Annotated in this window: 23 protein-coding genes; 11 read left to right on the top strand and 12 right to left on the bottom strand. The window is 65.3% G+C overall.

Annotated features, from left to right (window positions below; all coding sequences use genetic code 11):
• Nucleotides 1-110: 110 nt before the first annotated feature.
• From A5736_RS17545 to A5736_RS17575, 7 genes are all read left to right on the top strand, one after another.
• Nucleotides 111-776 (top strand): TetR/AcrR family transcriptional regulator, encoded by a 666-nt coding sequence (locus A5736_RS17545; protein ID WP_076122558.1) that lies wholly within the window; start codon nucleotides 111-113, stop codon nucleotides 774-776.
• 11 nt (nucleotides 777-787) lie between these two features.
• Nucleotides 788-982 (top strand): ferredoxin, encoded by a 195-nt coding sequence (locus A5736_RS17550; protein WP_076122755.1) that lies wholly within the window; start codon nucleotides 788-790, stop codon nucleotides 980-982.
• Between the two features lies 1 nt (nucleotide 983).
• A complete protein-coding gene (locus A5736_RS17555; RefSeq protein WP_076247635.1) occupies nucleotides 984-2,228 on the top strand; it encodes a cytochrome P450 in 1,245 nt (414 codons plus the stop codon).
• 141 nt (nucleotides 2,229-2,369) lie between these two features.
• Complete coding sequence (locus A5736_RS17560; RefSeq protein WP_175611315.1) at nucleotides 2,370-3,431, top strand: amidohydrolase family protein; 1,062 nt, start codon at nucleotides 2,370-2,372, stop codon at nucleotides 3,429-3,431.
• 38 nt (nucleotides 3,432-3,469) lie between these two features.
• The gene (locus tag A5736_RS17565) at nucleotides 3,470-4,639 is read left to right on the top strand and encodes a Xaa-Pro peptidase family protein (protein ID WP_083667527.1); all 1,170 of its coding nucleotides are present in this window, start codon (nucleotides 3,470-3,472) and stop codon (nucleotides 4,637-4,639) included.
• Nucleotides 4,629-5,747 carry a Xaa-Pro peptidase family protein gene (locus A5736_RS17570; RefSeq protein ID WP_076247637.1) on the top strand — a complete coding sequence of 373 codons (1,119 nt, stop codon included), beginning with the start codon at nucleotides 4,629-4,631 and terminating at the stop codon, nucleotides 5,745-5,747. The genes A5736_RS17565 and A5736_RS17570 overlap by 11 nt, the downstream gene beginning before the upstream one ends.
• Nucleotides 5,748-8,171: a CaiB/BaiF CoA-transferase family protein gene (locus tag A5736_RS17575; protein WP_254848398.1), complete on the top strand. Its 2,424-nt coding sequence runs from the start codon at nucleotides 5,748-5,750 to the stop codon at nucleotides 8,169-8,171.
• On the opposite strand, the gene A5736_RS17580 is transcribed toward A5736_RS17575, so the two are convergent.
• The 4 genes from A5736_RS17580 to A5736_RS17595 all read right to left on the bottom strand — a co-directional run bounded on the left by A5736_RS17580 (nucleotide 8,168) and on the right by A5736_RS17595 (nucleotide 11,955).
• Nucleotides 8,168-9,004, bottom strand: coding sequence for an SDR family NAD(P)-dependent oxidoreductase (locus A5736_RS17580; protein WP_076247639.1), 837 nt, complete (start codon nucleotides 9,002-9,004; stop codon nucleotides 8,168-8,170). The genes A5736_RS17575 and A5736_RS17580 overlap by 4 nt on opposite strands.
• Nucleotides 9,005-9,015: 11 nt before the next feature.
• Entirely contained in the window at nucleotides 9,016-9,855 is an 840-nt protein-coding gene (locus tag A5736_RS17585) for a mycofactocin-coupled SDR family oxidoreductase (protein WP_076247641.1), read from the bottom strand.
• 23 nt (nucleotides 9,856-9,878) lie between these two features.
• A complete protein-coding gene (locus A5736_RS17590) occupies nucleotides 9,879-11,081 on the bottom strand; it encodes a cytochrome P450 (RefSeq protein WP_076247643.1) in 1,203 nt (400 codons plus the stop codon).
• 223 nt (nucleotides 11,082-11,304) lie between these two features.
• Nucleotides 11,305-11,955 (bottom strand): TetR/AcrR family transcriptional regulator, encoded by a 651-nt coding sequence (locus A5736_RS17595; RefSeq protein WP_076122551.1) that lies wholly within the window; start codon nucleotides 11,953-11,955, stop codon nucleotides 11,305-11,307.
• Between the two features lie 220 nt (nucleotides 11,956-12,175).
• Here A5736_RS17595 and A5736_RS17600 point away from each other — a divergent pair, with 220 nt between their 5' ends.
• Nucleotides 12,176-13,351 (top strand): acyl-CoA dehydrogenase family protein, encoded by a 1,176-nt coding sequence (locus A5736_RS17600; RefSeq protein ID WP_076247645.1) that lies wholly within the window; start codon nucleotides 12,176-12,178, stop codon nucleotides 13,349-13,351.
• Between the two features lie 9 nt (nucleotides 13,352-13,360).
• Here the strand turns inward: A5736_RS17600 and A5736_RS17605 are convergent, their stop codons facing one another.
• From A5736_RS17605 to A5736_RS17640, 8 genes are all read right to left on the bottom strand, one after another.
• On the bottom strand, nucleotides 13,361-13,630 hold the full coding sequence (locus A5736_RS17605; protein WP_076247647.1) for a DUF4190 domain-containing protein: 270 nt from the start codon (nucleotides 13,628-13,630) through the stop codon (nucleotides 13,361-13,363).
• Nucleotides 13,631-13,765: 135 nt separating this feature from the next.
• The gene (locus tag A5736_RS17610; protein ID WP_076247666.1) at nucleotides 13,766-14,554 is read right to left on the bottom strand and encodes an acyl-CoA dehydrogenase family protein; all 789 of its coding nucleotides are present in this window, start codon (nucleotides 14,552-14,554) and stop codon (nucleotides 13,766-13,768) included.
• Between the two features lie 25 nt (nucleotides 14,555-14,579).
• Nucleotides 14,580-15,683, bottom strand: coding sequence for an acyl-CoA dehydrogenase family protein (locus A5736_RS17615; protein WP_076247649.1), 1,104 nt, complete (start codon nucleotides 15,681-15,683; stop codon nucleotides 14,580-14,582).
• Nucleotides 15,680-16,111: a nuclear transport factor 2 family protein gene (locus A5736_RS17620; protein ID WP_076247651.1), complete on the bottom strand. Its 432-nt coding sequence runs from the start codon at nucleotides 16,109-16,111 to the stop codon at nucleotides 15,680-15,682. Before A5736_RS17620 ends, A5736_RS17615 begins: the two co-directional genes overlap by 4 nt.
• Entirely contained in the window at nucleotides 16,083-17,309 is a 1,227-nt protein-coding gene (locus A5736_RS17625; protein ID WP_076247654.1) for an amidohydrolase family protein, read from the bottom strand. The genes A5736_RS17620 and A5736_RS17625 overlap by 29 nt, the downstream gene beginning before the upstream one ends.
• A 3-nt stretch (nucleotides 17,310-17,312) precedes the next feature.
• Nucleotides 17,313-17,636, bottom strand: a complete 324-nt coding sequence (locus A5736_RS17630; protein ID WP_076122545.1) for a hypothetical protein — start codon at nucleotides 17,634-17,636, stop codon at nucleotides 17,313-17,315.
• On the bottom strand, nucleotides 17,620-18,897 hold the full coding sequence (locus A5736_RS17635; protein WP_076247656.1) for an aromatic ring-hydroxylating dioxygenase subunit alpha: 1,278 nt from the start codon (nucleotides 18,895-18,897) through the stop codon (nucleotides 17,620-17,622). The genes A5736_RS17630 and A5736_RS17635 overlap by 17 nt, the downstream gene beginning before the upstream one ends.
• A 4-nt stretch (nucleotides 18,898-18,901) precedes the next feature.
• Entirely contained in the window at nucleotides 18,902-19,435 is a 534-nt protein-coding gene (locus tag A5736_RS17640; RefSeq protein ID WP_076247658.1) for a carboxymuconolactone decarboxylase family protein, read from the bottom strand.
• A 423-nt stretch (nucleotides 19,436-19,858) separates the two neighbouring features.
• Here A5736_RS17640 and A5736_RS17645 point away from each other — a divergent pair, with 423 nt between their 5' ends.
• The 3 genes from A5736_RS17645 to A5736_RS17655 all read left to right on the top strand — a co-directional run.
• Nucleotides 19,859-21,157 carry an amidohydrolase family protein gene (locus A5736_RS17645; RefSeq protein ID WP_076122542.1) on the top strand — a complete coding sequence of 433 codons (1,299 nt, stop codon included), beginning with the start codon at nucleotides 19,859-19,861 and terminating at the stop codon, nucleotides 21,155-21,157.
• 70 nt (nucleotides 21,158-21,227) lie between these two features.
• Entirely contained in the window at nucleotides 21,228-22,394 is a 1,167-nt protein-coding gene (locus A5736_RS17650; protein WP_076122541.1) for an acyl-CoA dehydrogenase family protein, read from the top strand.
• A gap of 16 nt (nucleotides 22,395-22,410) precedes the next feature.
• Nucleotides 22,411-23,115: enoyl-CoA hydratase/isomerase family protein (locus A5736_RS17655; protein WP_076247660.1), on the top strand; the 705-nt coding region annotated here is incomplete at its 3' end.

Here is a 23,115-nt window from a genome sequence, read left to right on the forward strand (position 1 = left end):
GTCACCCTGGAGGCCGAACGTGACTGCAGCGTCACGCTCGGCGTGCAAGGGACCGCCTAAGTTTAAATCAAGCGCTTGACTTAATCCCGTGCTGCGGGTTGACTAGTGCAATGACTACGGCAGGCAGGACGGTTCGCACCGAGCGGGCCAGCTCCACCCAGGAGGCGATCCTGGTGGCGGCGGAGCGGTTGTATGCCGAGCACGGCATGTTCGCCGTGTCGAACCGGCAGGTCAGCGAGGCCGCCGGGCAGGGCAACAACGCCGCGGTGGGCTACCACTTCGGCACGAAGGCCGATCTGGTGCGCGCCATCGAGCAGAAACACCGCGGACCCGTCGAGGAACTCCGCGAACAAATGGTGGCAGAGCTGTCGGCCTCCGGCGGCCCGGCGGAGATGCGTGACTGGGTGGGCTGCCTGGTGCGCCCTCTCACTGAGCATCTGGCGGATCTGGGCAATCCGACTTGGTACGCGCGCTTCGCGGCCCAGGCGATGACCGATCCGGCCTACTACAACATCATCGTCAAGGGGGCGCTCAGCTCGCCGTCGCTGGTCCAGGTCGTCGACGGCATCAACAGCTGCCTGCCCAACCTGCCGGCCGAGGTGCGTTTCGAACGCAACATCATGGCGCGCAACCTGCTGATGCACACCTGCGCCGACCGTGAGCGTGCGCTGGCGGCAGGATCAACCATGCACCAAACCTCTTGGCGCGCCGCAGCATCCGGACTCATCGACGCGATCGTGGGCCTGTGGTTGGCACCGGTCACGCGGTGCGAATAAAAGTGTTGAACATGAAAGTGACTGTCGACCAGAACATTTGCGCCTCCTCGGGGAACTGCGTCATGAATGCGCCGGAGGTGTTCGATCAGCGCGACGACGACGGTGTCGTCGTACTACTCAACGAGCATCCGTCGGCGGAACAGACCGAGGGCGCACGCCGTGCGGCGGCCGCGTGCCCCGCCCAGGCCATCTACATCGAGGAATGAAATGTCAGACACACTGACGGGCACCGAAACCCAGGCCACCGCCGAAATCCCGGATTACCCAATGGCAAGGAATGCGCGCTGCCCCTTCGCCCCACCCCCGGACGTCATGGCGCTGGCGGCGAGCAAGCCGCTGTCCAGGGTGCGGATCTGGGACGGCAGCACACCATGGCTCATCACGGGTTACGAGGAAGTGCGCGAACTGTTCTCCGATTCCCGCGTCAGCGTCGACGATCGGGTGCCTGGCTTTCCGCACTGGAACGCGGGCATGTTGTCCACGGTGCACAAGCGTCCGCGATCGGTCTTCACCTCCGACGGCGAAGAGCACACCCGGTTCCGGCGGATGTTGTCGAAGCCCTTCACGTTCAGGCGGGTGGAAGGTCTGCGGCCGAACATCCAGCAGATCACCGACGACCACATCGACGCGATGCTGGCCGGCCCACAGCCCGCCGATATTGTCACCGCGGTGGCGCTGCCGGTCCCGTCGCTGGTGATCAGCCAGCTGCTCGGGGTGCCGTACGAGGACGCCGAGATGTTCCAGCACCACGCCAACGTGGGGCTGGCGCGCTACGCGACTGGTGAGGACACCGCGAAGGGCGCGATCAGCCTGCACAAATATCTGGCCCAGCTGGTCGAGGCCAAAATGGCAAATCCCGCCGAGGACGCGGTCTCCGACCTTGCCGAGCGCGTCAAGGCCGGCGAGCTCAGCGTCAAGGAAGCCGCGCAGCTCGGCACCGGACTGCTCATCGCCGGACACGAAACCACCTCGAACATGATCGGTATCGGTGTGCTTGCGCTGCTGCAGAATCCCGAGCAGCTCGCCGTCATCCGTGACGCCGAAGACCCGAAGATCATCGCGAGCGCCGTCGAGGAACTGCTTCGCTACCTCAGCATCATCCAGAATGGTCAGCGCCGAGTCGCGGTCGAAGACATCCACATCGGCGGAGAGGTCATCAAGGCCGGCGAAGGCATCATCATCGATTTGGCTCCGGCGAACTGGGATGCCAACGCCTTCCCCGAACCGGACCGACTGTATCTGCACCGGGCGGGGGCCGATCGCAACGTCGCATTCGGTTACGGCCGGCACCAGTGCGTGGGCCAGCAGCTCGCCCGCGCGGAGTTGCAAATCGTCTACCGCACGCTGTTCCGCCGCATCCCGACGCTGACGCTGGCGGTCCCGATCGAGGACATCCCTTTCAAGGACGATCGTCTCGCCTACGGCGTCTACGAATTGCCGGTGACCTGGTAGCCAAATGCCGATCCGAATGGAGGGTCAATGATGACGACTCAATCAAGCACCATTTCGCTCTACCCGCCCGAAGGCTTTGGCGCACCGAAGGATCGCCGCGGGCACGCCGGCGGCGCCGATGTGGGTCTGCCCGACGGGACCGTGGTCTTTTCCGCGGATAATCACATTTCCCTGGCCGCCGACATCTTCTACGAACGGTTCCCCGACGATCTCAAGGAGAAGGCGCCGCGCATCTGGTATGAGGACGGCGCGTACCAGGTCGGGCGCAAGGGGCAGTCGTTCCTGCCGGGCGACTTCAGCGCGGTGTTGATGCAATACGACGACCTGCCCGGCGCCGCGAGCACCAACATCGAGGCCCGGATTCGGGAGCTGCGCGAGGACGGCGTCGATAAGGAACTTGCCTTCCCCAACGCGGTGCTGGCGCTGTTTCACTATCCCGACAAGAAGCTTCGCGAGCTCGCCTTCCGCATCTACAACGAATACATCGCGGAGCTCCAGGAACGCTCGGACGGCCATTTCTACGGTGCCGGGCTGATCAACTGGTGGGACCCGCAAGGCACACGGCAAACGTTGGAAGAGCTGAAATCGTTGGGGCTCAAGACGTTCCTGATGCCGCTGAACCCGGGCAAGGACGACGACGGCAACCCGATCGACTACTCGAGCGCGTCGATGAGCGCCGTGTGGGACGAGATCGAGGCCGCCGGCCTGCCGGTAACCCACCACATCGGGGAAACCCCGCCGAAGAGCCCGTGCGAGTTCAACAGCGTCGTCGTCGGGATGATGATCAACATCGATGGATTCCGGGAGACGTTCTCCAAGTACATCTTTGGCGGCATCCTCGACCAGCACCCAAGCCTGCGGATCGGTTGGTTCGAGGGCGGCATTTCGTGGGTGCCGTGGGCGCTGCAAGACGCCGAGCACCTGGTGGCCTCGTATCGGCACATGTTCAACCGGCCGCTGGAACATGATGTGCGCTACTACTGGGACACCCACATGAGCGCCTCGTTCATGGTCGACCCGCTGGGTCTGCAGCTGATCGACAAAATCGGCGTGGACAAGGTGATGTGGTCCAGCGACTATCCGCACAACGAAAGCACATACGGCTATTCGGAGAAGTCACTGGCGGCGGTTGTCGACGCCGTCGGCCCGGCCGACGCGGCGCGCATCGTCAGCGGCAACATCACCGAATTCCTCGGATTGTGACAACGTTCGCGATTCCCGAAACACCTGATCTCGCCCGCATGCGTCGCGAGACCGGGGCTCGGCTGCGCTCGGCGATGACCGAACGCGGAGTCGACGCGATGATCCTGCTGGGCAATAACGCCGTCGTGTACGCCACCGGGACCAGCTGGCCCCTGGGTGACGCCGGGCTGTCCTACGTCGAGCGGCCCGTCGCCGTCATAGTCGCCGACGATCCGTGGCCGCACCTGTTCCTGCCGTTCCGCGAGGGCGCCGCGCACGAGGCGGACCTGCCCGCCGACCACCTACACGGGCCGGTCTATCTCGAATTCGACGAGGGCGTCCGGAATTTCGCCCACCAGCTGGCCGACCTCATTCCTGCCGGCGCCGTGATCGCCATCGACGAGTGCACCGGCGCCATGTCGCGCGCGGCGAAGTTGTTGTTTCCCAACGGCGCTCCCGCCGATGCCGCCGCCGTCGTCAGCGCCGCCAAGGCAGTCAAGACGCCCGACGAATTGTCCTGCATGCGCACCGCGGTGCGGATCACCGACCAGGCGATGGTGGAGGTCCACAAGGCACTGGCGCCAGGCATCCGCCAGATCGAGCTATCCGCAAGCTTTTTGCGACGCGCTTTCGAATTGGGTGCCGAGGCAAGCATGCTCGAGCCCATCTGGCAGGTGATGCCGCCGAGCAAGGCGGAGGGCGTGTGGACCACGCACGGAGACCTCGCGTTGCCCCTGCTCTCCACCGAGCGCGAGCTGGCCGAAGGCGACGTGCTCTGGACGGACGTCAGCATCACCTACCACGGGTACTGCTCGGACTTCGGGCGCACCTGGATCGTCGGCAAAGACCCGTCGCCGCGCCAGCGGGTGCAGTTCGACAAATGGTTCGAGATCTTGACCGCCGTGCTGGATGTCGCGCGCGCCGGAGCCACCGCCGCCGACCTGGGCAGGGCAGCAACCAAGGCCAACGGCGGCAGGAAGCCCTGGCTTCCGCACTTCTACCTCGGCCACGGCATCGGCGTCAACGCCGCCGAAATGCCGATGATAGGAACGGATCTCGGCGACGAGTTCGACGAGAATTTCGTCCTGCAGCAGGGCATGGTGCTGGTTTTGGAGCCGGTGGTCTGGGAGGACGGCACCGGCGGCTATCGCAGCGAAGAGGTCTTGGTGATTACCGACGACGGCTGGATCAAATTGACCGACTACCCCTATGACCCCTATGGCAACTGAAGTTCTGCCCGACGATAGGGCGCTGCGGCTGGGACGGCGGCACCGGGCACTGGAGCAGATGGCCGCGCACGGTCTCGACGTCCTGGTGCTCGGGCGGCAGGCCAACGTCCGTTACGTGTCCGGGGCACCGCAGCTGTGGGTCGCAGGCACCCGCCCGTTCGGCCCCACCTGCGTGCTGGTCCGTGACACCGGCGCCGTTCATCTGCTCAGCACGTGGGATGAGGGTGTCCCCGACGACATTCCCCACGAAAACCTGTACGGCATCTCGTGGAACCCGATGAACACCATCGCGGCGCTGCAGCGCATCGACGGCGCTGCCACCGCGCGCCGCGTCGGAACCGATGCGCTCTCACCGGCTTTCGCCAAGCTACTGCCCAGCGCGTTTCCCAACGCCGAGTTGGTCGACGGGGAACTGGCCATGCGCGCCGCCCGGCGCATCAAGACGGCCGAAGAGTTGGTTTCCCTGCGGGAGGCGATCGCGGTCGCGGAGTCGGGCCTGGCCGCCGCGGTCTCCGAACTGCGGCCGGGGGTCAGCGAACAGATTCTGGCCGGGATCCTGTTGGAGGCGCTGGCGGCCGGCGGAGTAAGTACGCCGTCGAACCAGGATGTCGCGTGGGTGACTTCGCGCGCGCATCCGTGGCGTCGGGTCAACGGCGACGGCCGCATTAAAGAGGGCGACCTCGTCGCGTTTTCCGCCGGCGTCCTGGCCGGCGGCTACATCGGCGAGGTGGGACGCACCTGGCCCGTAGGCGTACCCACCGGCGCCGCAGCGCTTTACCGACGTTGGGACAGCCTGTGGGCCAAGCTGTTAGCCGCGTGCCAGCCCGGAGCCGGGACCGCCGAGTTGCTGGGCGCCTACCAGGCCGCGGGTGAACCGCCACCGCCGATGCCGGTGGCGCGTGGCCTGGGCATGGGCTTCGACCCGCCCGTGGTCTCCGACCACCTGCCCGAAAGCGCTTTCCGCGAACGGCTGGAGCCGGGCATGGTGCTCGCCGTAACAGGCTATGTCTGGGAAGCCGGGGTCGGGGCGGTCTTCGGACGCGAGGCGGTCCTCATCTCCGCCGACGGTCCCGAAGTGCTGACCCGTAGTCCGTCGTGGCAGGCATGAGTGGGGGAACCTCAACCGCAGGCGCCGCTGTCCGGTTACACCGTGGTCGATCTCTCAACCGGAATTGCGGGCGCGTACTGCACCAAGTTGCTTGCCGACGGCGGCGCCACCGTCATCAAAGTCGAGCCGCAGCAAGGTGATCCGCTGCGGCGCTGGTCGGCGTCGGGCGCGGCCATCCCACCCGGCGCCGACGGCGCGCTGTTCAGCTTCCTGGCCGGATCGAAACACAGTGTTGTCGCCGATCCAGACGTGGAAGACGACGTCGAGATGGTCCACCGGTTGCTCGCCGCGGCGGACGCGGTGGTCTGTTCCGCGGGTTCCAAAGTGGCTGAACACCAAGACTTCACCCCCGCGGCGATTCATCGAGTGCATTCGCACGCAACTGTCGCGTCGATCACCGCCTTCGGTCTGGACGGCCCCTGGCGCGACCGGGCCGCAACCGAGTTCACCCTGCAAGCGTGGTCGGGCGGAATCGTCGGGCTGGGACGCGGACTGCCCGAACGGGCCCCGGTCTACATCGGCGGGCAGGTAGGCGAATACATGGCCGGGGCCTACGCCAGCGTCGCGATCCTGGCGTCGCGGTTTGGCCGCGGTGACTCGGCAGAGCCAGGCGATCTCATCGACCTGTCGATGCTCGAGTCTCAAATCCTTTGCCTGACCTACTATCCGGTCACCTACTTCGAAATGCTGGGCCGGCCATGGCGGGATGCGCGCCGACTCACGGTGCCGGGGGTGGCCCAGGCGAAGGACGGTCTGGTGGACCTGGGATGCGGCACCGCGCAGCAGTGGTTCGACCTGTGCGCGATGGTTGGCCACCCGGAATGGATCGATGAAGGATCGCCGCTGACCATCACCGAACAGGCCAACATCCACGCCGAGGACATCTACGCGTGGGTGGAGGCCAATCAGGTCGACGAGATCCGCGAACTCGCGACAGCGTTCCGGATTCCCAACGCTCCCGTCGCCAACGGCGCGAACATCGCCTCGCTGGAACACTTTGTCGAACGCGGCTCGTTCGTGCGCAACCCGCGTGACGGTTTCCAGCAGCCGGGCCCTCCATACCGGATGTCGCCCGCCCGGCTTCGGCCGCCCGGCCCAGCGCCGCGACTCGGTGAACACACTGCGCGCTACCGGGCCGCCAATTCGGCGCCACGGCCGGCTCCGACGCGCTCTTCCACCCCGAACCGGTTGCCGTTCAGTGGGATCCGGGTATTGGACATGACGACGTTCTGGGCGGGACCTTCCTGCACCCACTTCCTGGCCATGCTCGGCGCCGATGTTGTGCATATGGAATCCGCGCGCCGGCCCGACGGCACCCGGCTGATCGCCGGCGTGCCGATCACCGAAGACCAATGGTGGGAGAAGTCGCCTATCTACGCGGCGCTAAACACCAACAAGAAGGGCCTGGCGCTGGACCTGCAGAGCCCACGCGGGCGAGAGGTGTTGCTCCGGCTCATCGCGACTTGTGACGTCATCGTCGAGAACTTCACGCCTAGGGTGCTGGACCAGATCGGGCTGGATTTCGCTGCCGTGCAAGCTATCCGGCCCGATGCCGTCATGCTGCGGATGCCCGGATTCGGGCTGGACGGACCGTGGCGCGACAATCCCGCGTTCGCCTATGCCATCGAGTCTGCTTCCGGCCTGAGCTGGCTGACCGGATATCCCGACCGCCCTCCCTACGAGCCGTATTCGATCGGCGACCCCAATGCGGGTGTGCATGCGCTCAACGGCCTGCTGCTGGCGCTGGAACACCGCCGCCGCACCGGTGAGGGCGTGCTCGTCGAGGCCGCGATGGTCGATGCCGCGCTCAGCATCTCGGCCGAACAGATCATCGAGTACACCGCGTACGGTGCGCTGCTGGAACGCGCGGGCAATCGCGGGCCGGCCGCGGCACCGCAGAACCTCTACCGCGCCGCCGATATCGACGAATTCGGTCGACTCGACAGCTGGGTCGCGATAGCCGTGACTAACGACGAACAGTGGGAAAGCCTGTGCGGCGCGCTCGGATCACCGCCCTGGGCGACCGATCCCGCGCTGTCGACGGAAGCCGGGCGGCGCGCACACCAGGATTCGATCGACGAGCACCTGGCCGCCTGGTGTGAACAGCGCACCCGCGACGACATCGTCGCAAAGCTCTGGGATGCCGGAGTGCCGGTGGCCAAGGTCATGCAGCCCCATCGCCAAACGGAGCTGCAGCAGCTGGCTTTTCGTGGCTTCTTCGAGGAAGTCGACCACCCGGTGAATGGCCGGGCCGAGCTCAGCACCATGCCGATGCGGTTCGCCGGCGGTCCGGCGCGATCCCACACGAAGGCCGCGCCGCTGCTGGGGCAGCACAACCACGAGTTGCTTGCCGAACTGGGTTTGACGCCGGCAGAGATTGCCGAGCTGGAGGCCGACGGAATCATCGGCCAGGCTCCGGCTTAGTGGCGCCAGCCTTCGGCCGCCTGGTCGTCGAAGGTGCGGTCGATGCGCTCGAACCTGCGGCGCACGGAAGCGCGGGCGGCCTCATGCGGGAGGATGTACAGCCGGTTGGCCACAATCGCGTCGGCAGTCAGGCGGGCGACCTCGTCGACGCCCAGGGAGTCGTCCTGCGCCGGCAACGGCCCGACCGACCCCGTCACGTCGGGGGTCGCCGCCAATCCATAATCCGCGCCGCGAATTCGTTCGGAGTTGGAGACAAGCTTGGTTTCGACGACCATCGGGCACAGCACCGACACCCCGATGCCGCTGTCCTTGACCTCGCGGGCCAGTGTCTCGGCGAGGGCGACCACGCCATACTTGGCGACGCAGTAGGCCCCGAGGCCGGCGTTGGGTACCAGGCCGGCGAAGGACGCGGTGAAGGCAACGTGGCCGCCAGTACCCTGCTCGAGCAGCCTCGGCACGAACGCCTCGACGGCGTGAATGGAGCCCCATAGATCGATGTCGATCACCCAGCGCCAGTCCTCGTGCGTCATCTGCGCGATTGGACCGGCAACGACGATGCCGGCATTGCTGAAGACCACGTCGACCTGGCCGAGCAGGCGGAAGGCCTCATCCGCGAGGTGAACCATCTCCTCGAGATGCCGGACATCGCACGTCACGCCGTGCGCGTCGAACCCCGCGTCGTGCAGCCGTGCCACCGCCTGTTCCAGCCCGGGCTTGTCGACGTCGGCGAGCACCACGCGCGCTCCACGGCGAGCGAACTCGGTGGCGGTGGCAAAGCCGATACCACTCGCACCGCCGGTGACGACCGCGCCGCGTCTCTCGAATCCGTCCATGGGACGGAACCCTATTTCAGGCAGCTACCCGCGTCGACGGGCAGGGTCACGCCGGTGATATATCGAGATTCGTCGGAGGCGAAGAACAGCACTGCATTGCTGATGTCGACAGGGTCCACCCACGGGATCGGCAGCGTGTGGAACATCTGGCAGATCGGGGCCATGTCGTCGGGCCCCGGATTCTCCAGATCCGGCCGGAACATCTTGAAGGTCCCCTCGTTGTGCAGCATCGGCGTGCTCACGTGCGTGGGATGCACGGAGTTGACGCGAATCATGTGCTGTCCCAACTCCACTGCGAAGGACCGCATGATGCCCACCACCCCGTGTTTGGCCGCGACGTAGCTACCGCAATGGGGGTAGGCCTTCAGCCCGCCGACCGAGCTGGTCAAAATGATCGAGCCGCCCTTGCCGCCCGCGATCAGGTGTGGCACACCGGCCTTCACCGACTTCCAAACGCTCGACAGGTTCACGTCGATCATTTCCTGCCAGTCGTATTCGGAGGTCTTGTCCAGGGTGTCGCCGCCGTTGCCGATCCCCGCGTTGGCCACGATGATGTCGAGGCGACCCAGTTGTTCCACGCCGCTATCCACCGAGGCTTTCAGCGCGTCGTAGTCGCGCACATCGACTTCGGCCGTGAAGATCCGGCGGTTGTGGCCCTTGACCAAGTCGGCGGTCTCGGCCAGATCCTCTGGCGTCGAGGCCGGGATGGTGGTGTTGCGCACGATCGGCTTACAGACGTCGACCGCGATGATGTCGGCGCCCTCTTGCGCCAACCGGACCGCGTGGCTGCGGCCCTGACCCCGCGCCGCTCCGGTGACGAAAGCGACCTTGCCCTCAACTCGTCCAGTCATGGCTACCCCATTTCCTTGATGGCTCAACCGATTACGGCCGGCATGGTGTCCCAACCCCGCACGGTCGAGGTCGGGGAGAGCTTGCACTCGGCCAGGTCGACATCCCACTCCGGAAACCGCTTCAGGATTTCCTCGAGCGCGATCCGGCCCTCCAGGCGGGCCAGTGCCGAGCCGAGGCAGTAGTGGGTGCCGACACTGAACGTCAGGTGCTGGCGCGGCTCGCGTCGGATGTCGAAAACATCTCCGTCCGGCGGGAATTGGCGGTGATCGCGGTTCGCCGCGCCGATCAGCATCATCATGACGCTGCCCTCCGGGATGCGGTGCCCGTAGTACTCGACATCACGGGTCACGTACCTGGCCACGTGGGGCGCCGGCGGTTCGTAGCGCAGCAACTCCTCGATGGCCCCTGGGATCAACGACGGGTCGGCGACCAGTTCCCGGCGCTGTTCGGGGTGTTCGGCCAACACCTTTCCGGTCCACCCGATGAGCCGGGTGGTGGTTTCGTTGCCGGCGCCGGACACCACGCTGATATAGATGAGCAGTTCGTCGCGGCGGAGTCGGCGGACGGTCCCGGTCTCGTCTTCGAACTCGACGTTGAGCAGTTCGGTCATGATGTCGTCGGAAGGATGTTCGGCGCGCCAGTCGATGAATTGGCCGAAAAACTCGCCGTTCATCATGTTTTCGGCGGTGGTGTCCATGGGTTTGCCGGCTTCGGTGCGCAAGTTGGCGTTGGCGCGATCGCGTGCCGCTTCCTGGAACTCCTCGGGCACACCGAGCAGCATCCCGATCACCCGCATCGGCATCTGCGCGCCCAGGTCGGCGACGAAGTCGAACCGGTCCGTGCCGATCAGCGGATCCAAACTCTGAGCACAGAATTCGCGGATCTTGGATTCCAGCTCGTTGATCTTGCGCGGCGTGAACATCCGGGATAGCAACTTGCGGTGGATGTCGTGGATCGGCGGATCCTCGAACAGCACTACCCCCGAAGGGATCTCGATGTTCGCCTTGATCAGCTCGAGTATTGCGCCCTTGGCCGAACTGAAGGTCTGGAAATCGACCAGCGCGTCGTCGACGTCGGCGAAGCGACTCAGCGCATAGAAGCCATGCTGCTCGTTGTAGTACAGCGGAAGTTCCTCGCGCAGCCGCTTAAACATCGGGTACGGGTCGGCGTTCAGCTCCACGTCGTACGGGTCGAAGTACACCTCGCTGGCCGCGCTGACTGTCACGGGAAATCAATCGCCTCTCGCCGGAACCGCGTCGCCCCGCCCCCCGGGGAATCGCCGTCGTGTCGCCTGAGAACCCTGTCATCGCCACCAACCAGTGTCAACGACGAATCCGTTTTGGCTATTTGCAATTCTAGATATTAGAGAATCTGATTCTCGCGAGGCAAGTGGCGTGCGATAGTTGCTCATTTGAGCGTGGCCCTGCGGCCCGGCTACCGCGTGATCGCTAGCCGACGAATCCGCGTGAGCAGAAGTCCCACACCTCGTCGGCGGTGATGGGATGGATCGTCGCGTCGTCCGAGCCCCCACTGGACTGAGCGATGAACATCACCGTCTGCATCGTCATGGCGGCCACCCGCTTGGGATTGATCTCGGGGCGCAACTCGCCCGCGTCGCTGGCCGCTTCCATCAGTTCCGTCAGCAATGCCAACAGCGGCGCGTGCGCGACCTTGACCTCAGCCGGGTGTGTGACCAGCAATCGCGGCGCAAAGTCGGTGAACAACGGCCGTTTCGCCGTGGGATCCGGGCGCGAGGACTCGTACAACAGCTCAACGGCAACCTTGAGCCGCTCGAGCGGATCCGTATGACTTTCCGTGGCCGCGCGAATCTGATCGGCAGAGCGGCTCAACGCGTCTTCGAACAGGGCGAGCAACAGCTCGTGCTTGCCGTCGAACTGAAGGTAGAAGCTTCGCAACGACTGGCGGGAGCGGTCGACAACCTCCTGGACGGTGAAGTCCGTGCTGCCCTTTTCGATGATGATGGCCTGCGCCGCGTCGAGGAAACGCTGGACGCGCTGGGCGGCCCGCAGTTTTGCGGTCTTGATCGACCGCTCGACTGCGCGCTGCTTCCAGGCGGGCTCCTCGCTTGGGCTGGTCACGAGCGGCTCAGGGGATTGCCGCGAGGGGAGAACATGATTGGACTCTACCGGAGAACGCCGTGGCATCTGTGCGCTCGACCCCCTCACGGACGACGTGTCTGAGATTGTAACTTTCTTACGACGAGAATACTATTCTCTTACACGCGTGTATGGAAGTGAAATCGCAAGAGCGAACTGCGCCGTCAGCGGAAACCTTGATCTACCCACTGCTAGGAGTGCCGTGCAGCTGAGTTTCGACGCCGATGTCGAGGCGTTTCGCGCTGAGTTCGTCGCTTTCCTCGACGCCCATCTGCCCTCGGAGGCCGAGGCATTCGACCGGCCCCGCTCGAGTTCCCACATTCCGGAGTGGGCGCGCCGCTGGCAACGGTTGCTGTTCGACAGCGGGTGGCTGCTGCCGGGCAACCCGCCGGAGTTCGGTGGACGAAACGCCACCTTGTTGCAGCAATACGTGTACCTCGAAGAGCTGTCACGGCGCCGGATCTATCAAAGTTTCAATCCGCAGGGCGTCGGCATCATCGCGGCGTCCCTGTTGACGTTCGGCACACAGGAGCAAAAACAGCGATGGGCCGTGCCGATTCTGCGCGCCGAGATCACGGCGTCGCTGGGCATGAGCGAACCCGGTGCGGGCTCGGATCTGGCGTCACTGAAAACCCGCGCGGTGCTCGACGGTGACCACTTCGTGGTCAACGGGCAGAAGGTGTGGACATCGGGCGCCCACGACGCCGACGTGCTTTTGGCCTTTCTGCGTACGGACCCCGAGGCGCCAAAACACAAGGGCATCAGTGCTTTACTCATCCCGACGGACACCCCCGGCGTGGTCCGCCGCCCCTTCGCGTCGGTCGCGGACAGCGAAGACGTCGACTTCAACGAGGTGTTCTTCACCGACGTGCGTGTCCCGGCCGAGAACTTGGTGGGGGAGATCAACCAGGGCTGGCGGGTGGCAACCGGTTCACTCGGTCACGAGCGCGCCATGCTGTGGATGGACTACGCCGGGATGTTGCACGCGCTGACGGTCGATTTCGGCCCATCGGGCCCGCTGCAGCGCGATCTCTACGCAACCCTCGTGATGGATTGCTATGCGCTGCGGTTGATCGGGTCCGCGACTTTGGCCAAGGCCGCACGCGGGGAAGAGGACGTGCCCGCCCAGTCGGTGCTGAAGCTGCTGGGGTCGGAGGCGATGCAACGAGCCTGTGAGGACGCATTGAATGCCGAGGGGCCGGACGGGCTCGTGCTCCACGCGGTCACCTCGCCCGTCGCGCCGCTGAACCTGGACAGCCACTACGGCAGCTGGTTCGACCGCTACGTGCGCACCTTCGCCGCGACCATCGCCGGCGGGACTTCCGAGATCCAACGGAACATCATCGCCGAACGCATCCTCGGCCTGCCGCGCAATTAGCCTGCGGGATCAAGGCTTTTGGGCGTCCACCCAGGCGTAGTATCCGATGGCGACGAGCCCGGCGACGATCGCCGCCGCCCCCAGCACGATGCCGGCTACCGCGGCGTGGAGGTTGTTGGCTTCGCGGCGCTGGACGCGCCGGCGGGCGACATCACCGGTCAGCACCGCCGCGATGCCGAGGGGTACCCCGATCAGGAGCCAGCAGGTGCCGAGCGCGACCACGCCCAAGATGACGGAGGCGACACCGACCTGGTTGCGCGGTGGGACGGGGCGGCCCATGCGTGCCAAGTCTAGGGCCGTGGCCGGCCTGGCACATAACGACAAATTCGTGCCCTGGCCTCCAGCGCCGACAGAGCTGTGAGGCGGGCACATTGGGTATCTCCCCGGCTTTGTGACAGGTGGGACATCGAGCCCCTACAGCTGCACCATCCGCGGTGCATGTCCTTTGGAGCGCAACGACTTTCCCGCCTCGTGGGTCAGTTCTCTCGCGCTGCCCAGCAGGCCGTCCAGGACCAGGGCCCGTTTGATATGGCGATGCAAGGGGTGTTCGGCGGTGAAGCCGATGCCGCCGAGGACCTGCTGGCAGTGGCGTGAGGTGGACAGCGCCGCCTGGCCGGCGGCGGCCTTGGCCAGCAGGGAGCCCAGGCCATCCGGGTCATCCGTCTCCGCGCTGACGGCCCGCAGGGTCGCCTCGGCCCCCTCTATCGCGACGAGCGTCTCGGCAAGCCGGTGGCGGATCGCCTGGAACGAGCTGATGTGCCGACCGAATTGAACACGGTCCACGGCATGCTGGCGCGCCAGCGCAAGCATGGCCCGGCTGGCGCCCACCAGCCACCAGCCCAGGGCGCGCCGTCCGGCGGCTAACGCCTCCGGCGGCAGCGACTCTCCCCGCGGTACGGAACGTATCGGCAGCTTGTCGTCGAGCGCCGAGCTTGAGCCATCGCCGCGTTCCCATATCACCCAGCGGCCACCGGCATACGGCAGCGGTGCGGCGCCCTCCGGCGCACTTCCGGTCGCCCGCAGTACGACGTCGTTGAGCACAGAGGCGTGCGCGCCGGCCTCGCCGAGCAACTCGAACACCAAAGGGACTGCGGTATCCGGGATCTCGTCGAGCATGTCGAGCCAGCCGAGCTCGTTTAGCGCGGCGTCGAGCTTGGCTCCCGTCGCCGCGGTCATTGCGGTGCGTAGCGAGTCGGCCAGCATGCGCAGTGCCTCGGGGTCCACGGCTCTACTCCTTTCCGAGATCGAGCAGCCGGCGGGCGATGATGTTGCGCTGGATCTCGGCGGTTCCGCCATAGATCGTCGCGGCGCGGGAATACAGGTACTCCGAGCGCCACGGCGTGTCGTCGAGCTCCAGGGTTCCGGGGAGCAGGTCGCGGACGGTGTCGTAGAGCCGTTGTTCGGCGCTGGCCAGCAGCACCTTGTCGATGGAGGTGTCCGGCCCGAGCCGTGCCCCGTCGCGTAACCGGTGCTGGGTGTCGCGGGATCGGCAGCGCAGCGTGTGCAGCGCGAGATAGGCTGCGCCAAGCTCGAACTCGTCGTGGCCGTCGGGTTCGCTAGCGGCTGTCTCCGCGATGAGCTCGTCGAAGCGGGAGTAGAGGTAGGCGATCCGCTGCCAGAAGCAGGCGGAGCGTTCGTAGGGCAGCAGGTCCATCGCCAGCCGCCAGCCGTCTCCGGGTTGGCCGAGCATCCGGCTCGACGGGATCGTCACGTCGTCGTAGTACACCTCGCAGAACTCGTCCACGCCGTGCATCGTGCGCAGCGGCCGAATGGTGATGCCCGGGGTGTCCAGGTCGACGAAGAACGCGGTGATTCCATCGTGGCCCGGCGCGGTGCGGGCGAGCAGGACGCACCGCGTCGAGAACTGTGCGAAGCTCGTCCAGACCTTTTGCCCGTTGACGATCCAGTTGTCGCCGTCCTGGACCGCCCGAGTGGTCAGCGAGGCCAGGTCGCTGCCGGAGCCGGGCTCCGAAAAGCCCTGACACCAATGCTCCGCGCCGCTGAGCAGGCGCGGCACCATCTCTGCTGCGAGTTCTGCAGGGGCGTAATCGATCATCGTCGGCGCGAGCACCTCGAGCATCGAGTACGGCCCGGGCTCGGCGAGCCGCCGGCCGACCACCTCTTCGCCGACGATCGCGCGAAGCACCGCGGGCCCACCCAATCCGCCGACTTCGACCGGCCAGCCGTAGCGCATCCAATCGGCGTCATAGAGCGCCCGGCTGACTCGGGCGAATTGCTGCATGTGGCCCTGCAGCGAATGATCTGGTCCCGGGGTCAGGTCATTGTCGTCGAGCCACGCGCACAGCCCCGCCCGGAACTCCTCGACATTCACGGGGTGGGGCGGCCGACGGCGTGTGGGCGCCCGGAATCGTGCACTCCGCTGCGGCGGATGAACGTCATGGCCCGGGTCTTCAGCCGCCATCCGTCGGCGGTGCGTGAGTAGGTATCGCGGTAGTAGCCGATGCGCATGTCATGGGTGGCATGGTCGATGAAGCACAGCGGTTGCGTCCCGCTGGCCGCATCGCCGTCGATGTCGACCAGCGCAGTTCCAGTGAGAAACAAGCCTTTTGGCGCCGCGGCTACCAATTCCGGGAACTTGTCCAAGCCGTACGTGTCGCCGAACGCGCTGTAGGTTCCGTCGGGCGTGAAGACGCCGATGAGGCCGTCGATGTCTTCCTGTGTGATGGTGACCGCGTAGCGGGCGAGTAGTTGCTGGATCTCGACCAGATCCTCAGTTCTGGTCGGAGGATTTGTCGACATAGACCTTGCCGCCTTTCATGACAAAGCTGACGTGCTGGGTAACGGTTATGTCTTCCAACGGGTTTCCCGGTACCGCGATGATATCGGCGAGCTGGCCCGGTACGAGCCGCCCACGGTCGGTCGAGTTGATGAGCTCGGCCGCGGTCACCGTCGCCGCCCGCAGCACCGCTAACGGGGGCAGGCCCCATTCGACGAGCGTGACAAGCTCGTCGGCGTTGCGGCCGTGTGGAATCGCCGGCGCATCGGTGCCGACGGCGATCTTCACGCCGGCCTTGTGCGCGGCCACTATGGATGTGCGCGACTTCGGAAACATCTCCGCGGCCTTCGCCTGTAGTTCGGGCGGGGCGTGGGAGACATCCATCCCCTCGGCCAGGCGCCGAGTGGATACCAGGAACGTGCCGTGCTCGACCATCATCGCGATGGCCTCGTCGTCGACCAGGAAGCCGTGCTCGATGCAGTCGATGCCGGCTGCCACCGCGTGTTTGACCGCGTCGGCGCCATGCGTGTGCGCGGCCACCCGCAGTCCGCGCCGGTGGGCCTCGTCGACGATCGCGCGCAGTTCCTCATCCGAATAGTGCTGCGCCCCAGGGGGTCCCGTCAGCGACATCACCCCGCCCGAGCAACAGACCTTGATCAGCTCGGCGCCGTGTTTGATCTGGTAACGCACCGCCTTGCGGATCTCGTCGATTCCGTTGGCGATGCCCTCCTCGACCGTCAAGTCGAGCACGTGTGGTGCGAACGCCGCGAACATCGTCGGATCCAGGTGTCCGCCGGTCGGCGTGATGGCGTGACCGGCCGGCACCACCCGCGGCCCGTCGATCCAGCCCGCGTCAATTGCCTTGCCCAGCGCGACATCCAGCAAGTAGCCGCCGGTCTTGACGAAGAGACCGAGATTGCGCACGGTGGTGAATCCCGCGCGCAGCGTGCGTCGGGAATTGCCAATCGCGCGCAGCACCCGCGTCGGGGGATCGTCCTGGACCTGCGACAGGCCGGGCTTCTCCCCGCGGCCGCCCATCAGGAGGTTGACCTCCATGTCCATCAATCCGGGCAGCAGGATTTGGTCGCCGAGGTCGATCAGCTCGCCTTCGGTGTCACCGCCGACACCGGCGATCCGATCGCCATCGATGCGCAGGATACCGGGCCGCAGGATCTCGCCGCTATCAACGTCGAGCAGCCCGGCGGCCTTGAGCGTCAACACCTCTCAGATCACCGGCTCGCGGATCAGCTCCACCCACGCGGCGCCGCTGTCGGGCACGCGCGGCTGCTTCCACGCCTCTATCGGAAACGACACCATGACCAGCGACTGCATGATGTGCATGAGCGTACGGGCGTCCTCGGGCAGATCGTCCAGCGGGAACTTGTCACAGTACTCGATGGCGTCGTTGAGCCGCGGGAACGCGGCGTCGTAGAACGCCTGCATCTCGGGCATGGTCGAGGCCAGGCGCTTGGCGTAGCGCTCGGGTTCGGTGGCCAGGTCCCAATCCAAATAAGGCTCCAGGTCAGCGAATTCAGACGGTAACGCCATTGCGCTGGTACTCCTTCACGTAGTCGCCGGTGGTCTTGTGCAGATGGCGGATGAGCACCTCCTGATCGCACAACAGGAACTCCTTGACGGCCCGGGTGCCGATCATGGTCTGGGTCGCCTCCAGCGTGTTGGCGTCCTGCAGCGCGTACTCCTTGAACGTCACCGCCGCCAGCTCCTGGGCGAGGCGTTCCCGCGCGTTGCGCGGCGGAACGAAATAGAGCGAGCACTCGAAGGTGTGCTTGTCGACGGCGGTCGGCCAGTAGTGGTAGGTCAAGAACCAGCCGGGCTCCCAGATCAGCAGCATGAAGTTCGGGTAGAAGAGCCAGGAGTCGATGCCCCACTGCGGCACCCTCTTCACGTTGACACCCGGCGGCAGCTCCAGGTTCTGGATGATCTCCGGCTTGTCCCACGGACCGAACAACCCGCTGCGCAATACCTGGTCCATCGGCTTGACCATGGACATGTCGGGCGGCGGCGCCTGCCCACCCCAGGTCGACTGCAGGTTGTGCGGGCCGGCCAACTCGTAGTGCAGCGCCTCGTAGCCGTACTTCTGGATTTTGGCGGCTTCCTCCTTGGTGTACTGCCCCTGGTGCAGGATCGGCGCGTGATAGAACTCGACGAACGCGTCGATGAACAGCTTCCAGTTGCTGCCGACCTCGGCCCGGTAGGAGTAGGTCTCCGTCATCTCGCCGAACGGGTAGCCCTCGATGCTCTTGGCCAACGGCCCCAGGTAGTCGGTGAGCGGCGCCGCGTTGTTATCGAAGTTGATGAAGATGAAGCCTTCCCACACCTCGCAGCGCACCGGTACCAAGCCGTAGTCGGCCTTGTCGACGTTGAAGAACTCTTCCGGCTGCTGGACGAAGGTCAGGTCGCCGTCGAGGCTGTAGCGCCAGGCGTGGTACTTGCAGGTGAACTGTCGGCAGGTGCCCGATGTCTCCTCGTGCGGAAAGTCGTTCCACACCAACTTGTTTCCGCGATGGCGGCAGACGTTGTGAAACGCCTTGACCGAACCGTCCTTGGTCTTGACGATGATGACCGACATGCCCTTGCCGGCCGAGGGCAGTTCCTTGGTGAAGTAGCTGCCGGTGCGCGGCAGGCGATTGACGCGGCCGACGTTGAGCCACGTCCGTTTGAAGATCGCATCGCGTTCGGCTTCGAAGAATGCCGGATCGATCGAGTCGGTGTAATCGACTGGCCCGGTGCCCAGTTCGGGATAGTTTTCTGTCCAGCTGCCTGCGGCCGGTTTCGGGAAGTGGGGCAAGGCTCTAACCTTTCTCGTTCTCGAGCTGTACGCCAAAAGTGTTGATCGCCATCGCGAGTGCGATGTAGCCACCGATGGTGAAGATCAGATCCATACGCTGACGTTCGTCAAGCCGTTCGCAAAGGGCCGTCCACGTCTGATCGGAGAGGTTGGATTTCTCGTCGAGTTCGTCGACGGCCGTGAACACGGCGCGATCGAACTCGTCGCTCGTTTCGCCCGTCTGCGCGGCGGCGATCTCGGCTTCGGACAGTCCCTCCTTCTTCGCGAGGCTCACGTGGTGGGACCACTCGTATTCGCAGCCGCGTCGATGGGCGACACGCAGGATCGCTTGCTCGCGGATGCGTGCCGGGAGGGTGGAGCCGAACAGCAGGTACCCGCTGAACCGCAGGAATGCGCGGGCCAGTTTCGGGTGGCGGACCAGCGTCGACATCAGCGTGCCGGCGTCCTGGGGGTTGCGCCTTTCCTGGGGCAGCATGCCGGACAGTGACTGCTCGACAGCCTCGTCCCACTGGTCGGCGGGCAGCGGCCGCAGACGCATCAGGCAAGCTCCTCTCGGTGAAAGAGAATCATATTCTCATTTCCAACCAATAGACTTGCACGATTCGGTCGGCTGGTCAATGCCGGCGGGTCGCGATCCGCACTGGCCAGCCGCCCGGGCGACCGCGGCGGAAGCGTTGCCCGCTCGGCCCGTGCTGTGGGTCCACGTTTTCCGGCGAAACGTCAGGTTTTCTCTAGGTGGCCCCGGCATTTACCTCGCGGCCATGACGCTCGAAGGCGGGCAATGAGACTAATCGTCTTAGGCCTGGTCAGGGCTGCGTGAGTCGCTGCGCGCGGTGCTGGATGTTGATTCTCGCTTCACGAGAAGATAGTTTTCAAAATAGTGATCTTGGCGCCAAGCGGCGGTTCGCCGTAACTGTGTGGGCACAGCGCGTCCGACGGATTCGATCGAGAAGGAGCGGACATGAACAAAGAAGACATGATCCTGATCAGCGTGGACGACCACACCGTCGAGCCGCCGGACATGTTCAAGAACCATCTGGCGAAGAAGTACGCCGACGACGCGCCGCGCCTGGTGCACAACCCCGACGGCTCGGACATGTGGAAGTTCCGCGACACGGTCATCCCGAACGTTGCACTCAACGCGGTCGCCGGCCGGCCCAAGGAGGAGTACGGCATCGAGCCGACGGGTCTGGATGAGATCCGGCCGGGTTGCTACAACGTCGACGAGCGCGTCAAGGACATGAACGCCGGCGGCATCCTGGCCTCGATCTGCTTCCCGTCCTTCCCGGGCTTTGCCGGGCGTCTGTTCGTCACCGAGGACCCGGAATTCTCGACCGCGCTGGTGCAGGCCTACAACGACTGGCACATCGACGAATGGTGCGGAGCGTACCCGGCGCGGTTCATCCCGATGGCGATCCCGGTGATCTGGGATGCCGAGGCGTGTGCCGCCGAGGTTCGCCGAGTCGCAAAGAAGGGTGTCCACGCGCTGACGTTCACCGAGAACCCGGCTGCGATGGGCTACCCCAGCTTCCACGACGAGTACTGGAACCCGCTGTGGAAAGCGTTGTGCGACACCAACACCGTGATGAACATCCACATCGGTTCCTCGGGCCGGCTCGCGATCACCGCGCCCGATGCCCCGATGGACGTGATGATCACCCTGCAACCGATGAACATCGTGCAAGCCGCCGCGGACCTGCTGTGGTCGCGGCCGATCAAGGAGTACCCGGACCTCAAGATCGCGCTGTCCGAGGGCGGCACCGGCTGGATTCCCTACTTCCTGGAGCGGGCGGACCGCACGTACGAGATGCACTCCGCCTGGACGCACCAGAACTTCGGCGACAAGCTGCCGTCGGACGTGTTCCGCGACCACTTCCTGACCTGCTTCATCAGCGACAAGGTCGGCGTGGCACTGCGCAACATGATCGGCATCGACAACATTTGCTGGGAGGCGGACTACCCGCACAGCGACTCGATGTGGCCGGGTGCGCCGGAAGAGCTGTGGGACGTGCTGTCCATCAACAACGTCCCGGACGACGAGATCAAGAAGATGACCCATGAGAATGCCATGCGGTGGTACTCGTTCGACCCGTTCACCCACATCACGCCGGAGCAGGCGACTGTCGGGGCGCTGCGCAAGGCCGCCGAGGGGCACGACGTGTCGATAAAGGCGAAGGGGCACGAAAAGGACAGTCGCGGCGGCTCGTCCTTCGCGGATTTCGCGGCAAACGCGAAAGCCCTTTCCGGCAACAAGGACTGATGCGCCGCCGGAATGCTGAGTGCGCCGGTGCATTTCGATCAGAGGAGATTTGGCAGTGCCCGGCGATGGAATGAATTTCGAGCTGACCGATGACCAGGAGCTGATCCGTCGGTCGGTCGCCGAGTTGGCGCGGAAGTTCGACGACCAGTACTGGATGGAAAAAGACCAGGCGCACGAGTTTCCAACCGAGTTCTACGACGCCATCGCTCAGGGCGGCTGGCTGGGGATGACGATTCCGACCGAGTACGGCGGTCATGGCCTCGGCATCACCGAGGCCACCCTGCTGCTCGAGGAAGTCGCCAAATCCGGCGGCGGCATGAACGCGGCCAGCTCGATCCACCTGTCGATCTTCGGAATGCAACCCGTGGTCGTGCATGGTTCCGAGGAACTCAAAGCGCGGACATTGCCGCCCGTCGCGACCGGCGAAGTACACGTGTGCTTCGGGGTGACCGAACCCGGTGCCGGACTGGACACGTCGCGCATCACCACGTTCGCCAAACGCGATGGGGATCGCTACATCGTCAACGGCCGCAAGGTCTGGATCTCCAAAGCCATGGAGTCCGACAAGATCCTGTTGTTGACGCGGACCCAAAGTTACGACGAGGTAGCCAAGAAGACCGACGGGATGACCCTCTTTCTCACCGACCTCGATCGCAGCAAGGTCGACGTCCGCCCGATCCGAAAGATGGGCCGCAACGCCGTCAGCTCCAACGAGCTGTTCATAGACAACCTCGAAGTGCCGGTCGAGGATCGAGTCGGCGAGGAGGGCAAGGGATTTCAGTACATCCTCGACGGCCTGAACCCCGAACGCATGCTGATCGCCGCCGAGGCGCTCGGTATCGGCAGGGTCGCGCTCGAAAAAGCGGTGAAGTACGCCAACGAGCGCGAGGTCTTCGGCCGCCTGATCGGGATGAACCAGGGCATCCAGTTCCCGCTGGCCGACTCCCTGGCCCGGCTGGACGCCGCGGAGCTGATGCTGCGCAAGGCCACCTGGCTGTACGACAACGGCAAACCTTGTGGGCGCGAAGCGAATACCGCCAAGTACCTGTGCGCCGATGCCGGCTTCACCGCCGCGGACCGGGCGTTGCAAACCCACGGCGGCATGGGGTATTCGGAGGAATACCACGTGGCGCGTTACTTCCGTGAGGCCCGGCTGATGAAGATCGCGCCGATCAGCCAGGAGATGATTCTGAACTTCCTGGGAGCCCACACACTGAAACTGCCACGCAGCTACTGATGACCGTCCGCCGCCGATGACCGACCCCGTGCTGCTGTCCGATGATCGCGACGGGGTACGCACCCTGACCCTCAACCGCCCGCACCGCAAAAACGCGATCACTCCGCAGCTGTGGGTGGCGTTGCGAGACGCCCTCGATGGCGCCGGTCGTGACCGCAGCGTGCGCGCCCTGGTCATCACCGGCGCCGGCGGCAGTTTTTGCTCCGGCGCCGACATTTCGGTCCGCGACGACGTCCATCCGAGGGACAAACTGCGGCGCCTGACCGACGTGGCGCTCGCGTTGCACGAGCTCCCGATCCCGACGGTCGCCAAGGTCGACGGGGTAGCGGTCGGCGCCGGATGGAACCTGGCACTGGGATGCGATCTCGTGGTCGCTACGCCGGAATCGAAGTTCTGCCAGATCTTTTCCAAGCGGGGCCTGTCAATCGACCTCGGTGGCTCCTGGCTGCTGCCGAAACTCGTTGGCCTGCAACAGGCTAAGCGACTCGCGCTGCTCGCCGAAACCATCGACGCCACCGAAGCCCACGCTTTGGGCCTGGTGACCTGGGTGGTGTCCGCCGCCGAGATCGACGCCTTCGTCGAGGATCTCGCCGACCGACTGGCCGGCGGCCCGCCGGTCGCGCTCGCCCAGACGAAGGCGCTGCTGAACGAGGGCGTGGACAGCAACCTGCGCGACTCGCTAGCCAACGAGGCTCGCGCGCAGGCTGTCAATTTCGCGACG

It is taken from the genome of Mycobacterium sp. SP-6446 (genome assembly GCF_001954045.1).
Taxonomy (GTDB): Bacteria; Actinomycetota; Actinomycetes; order Mycobacteriales; family Mycobacteriaceae; genus Mycobacterium.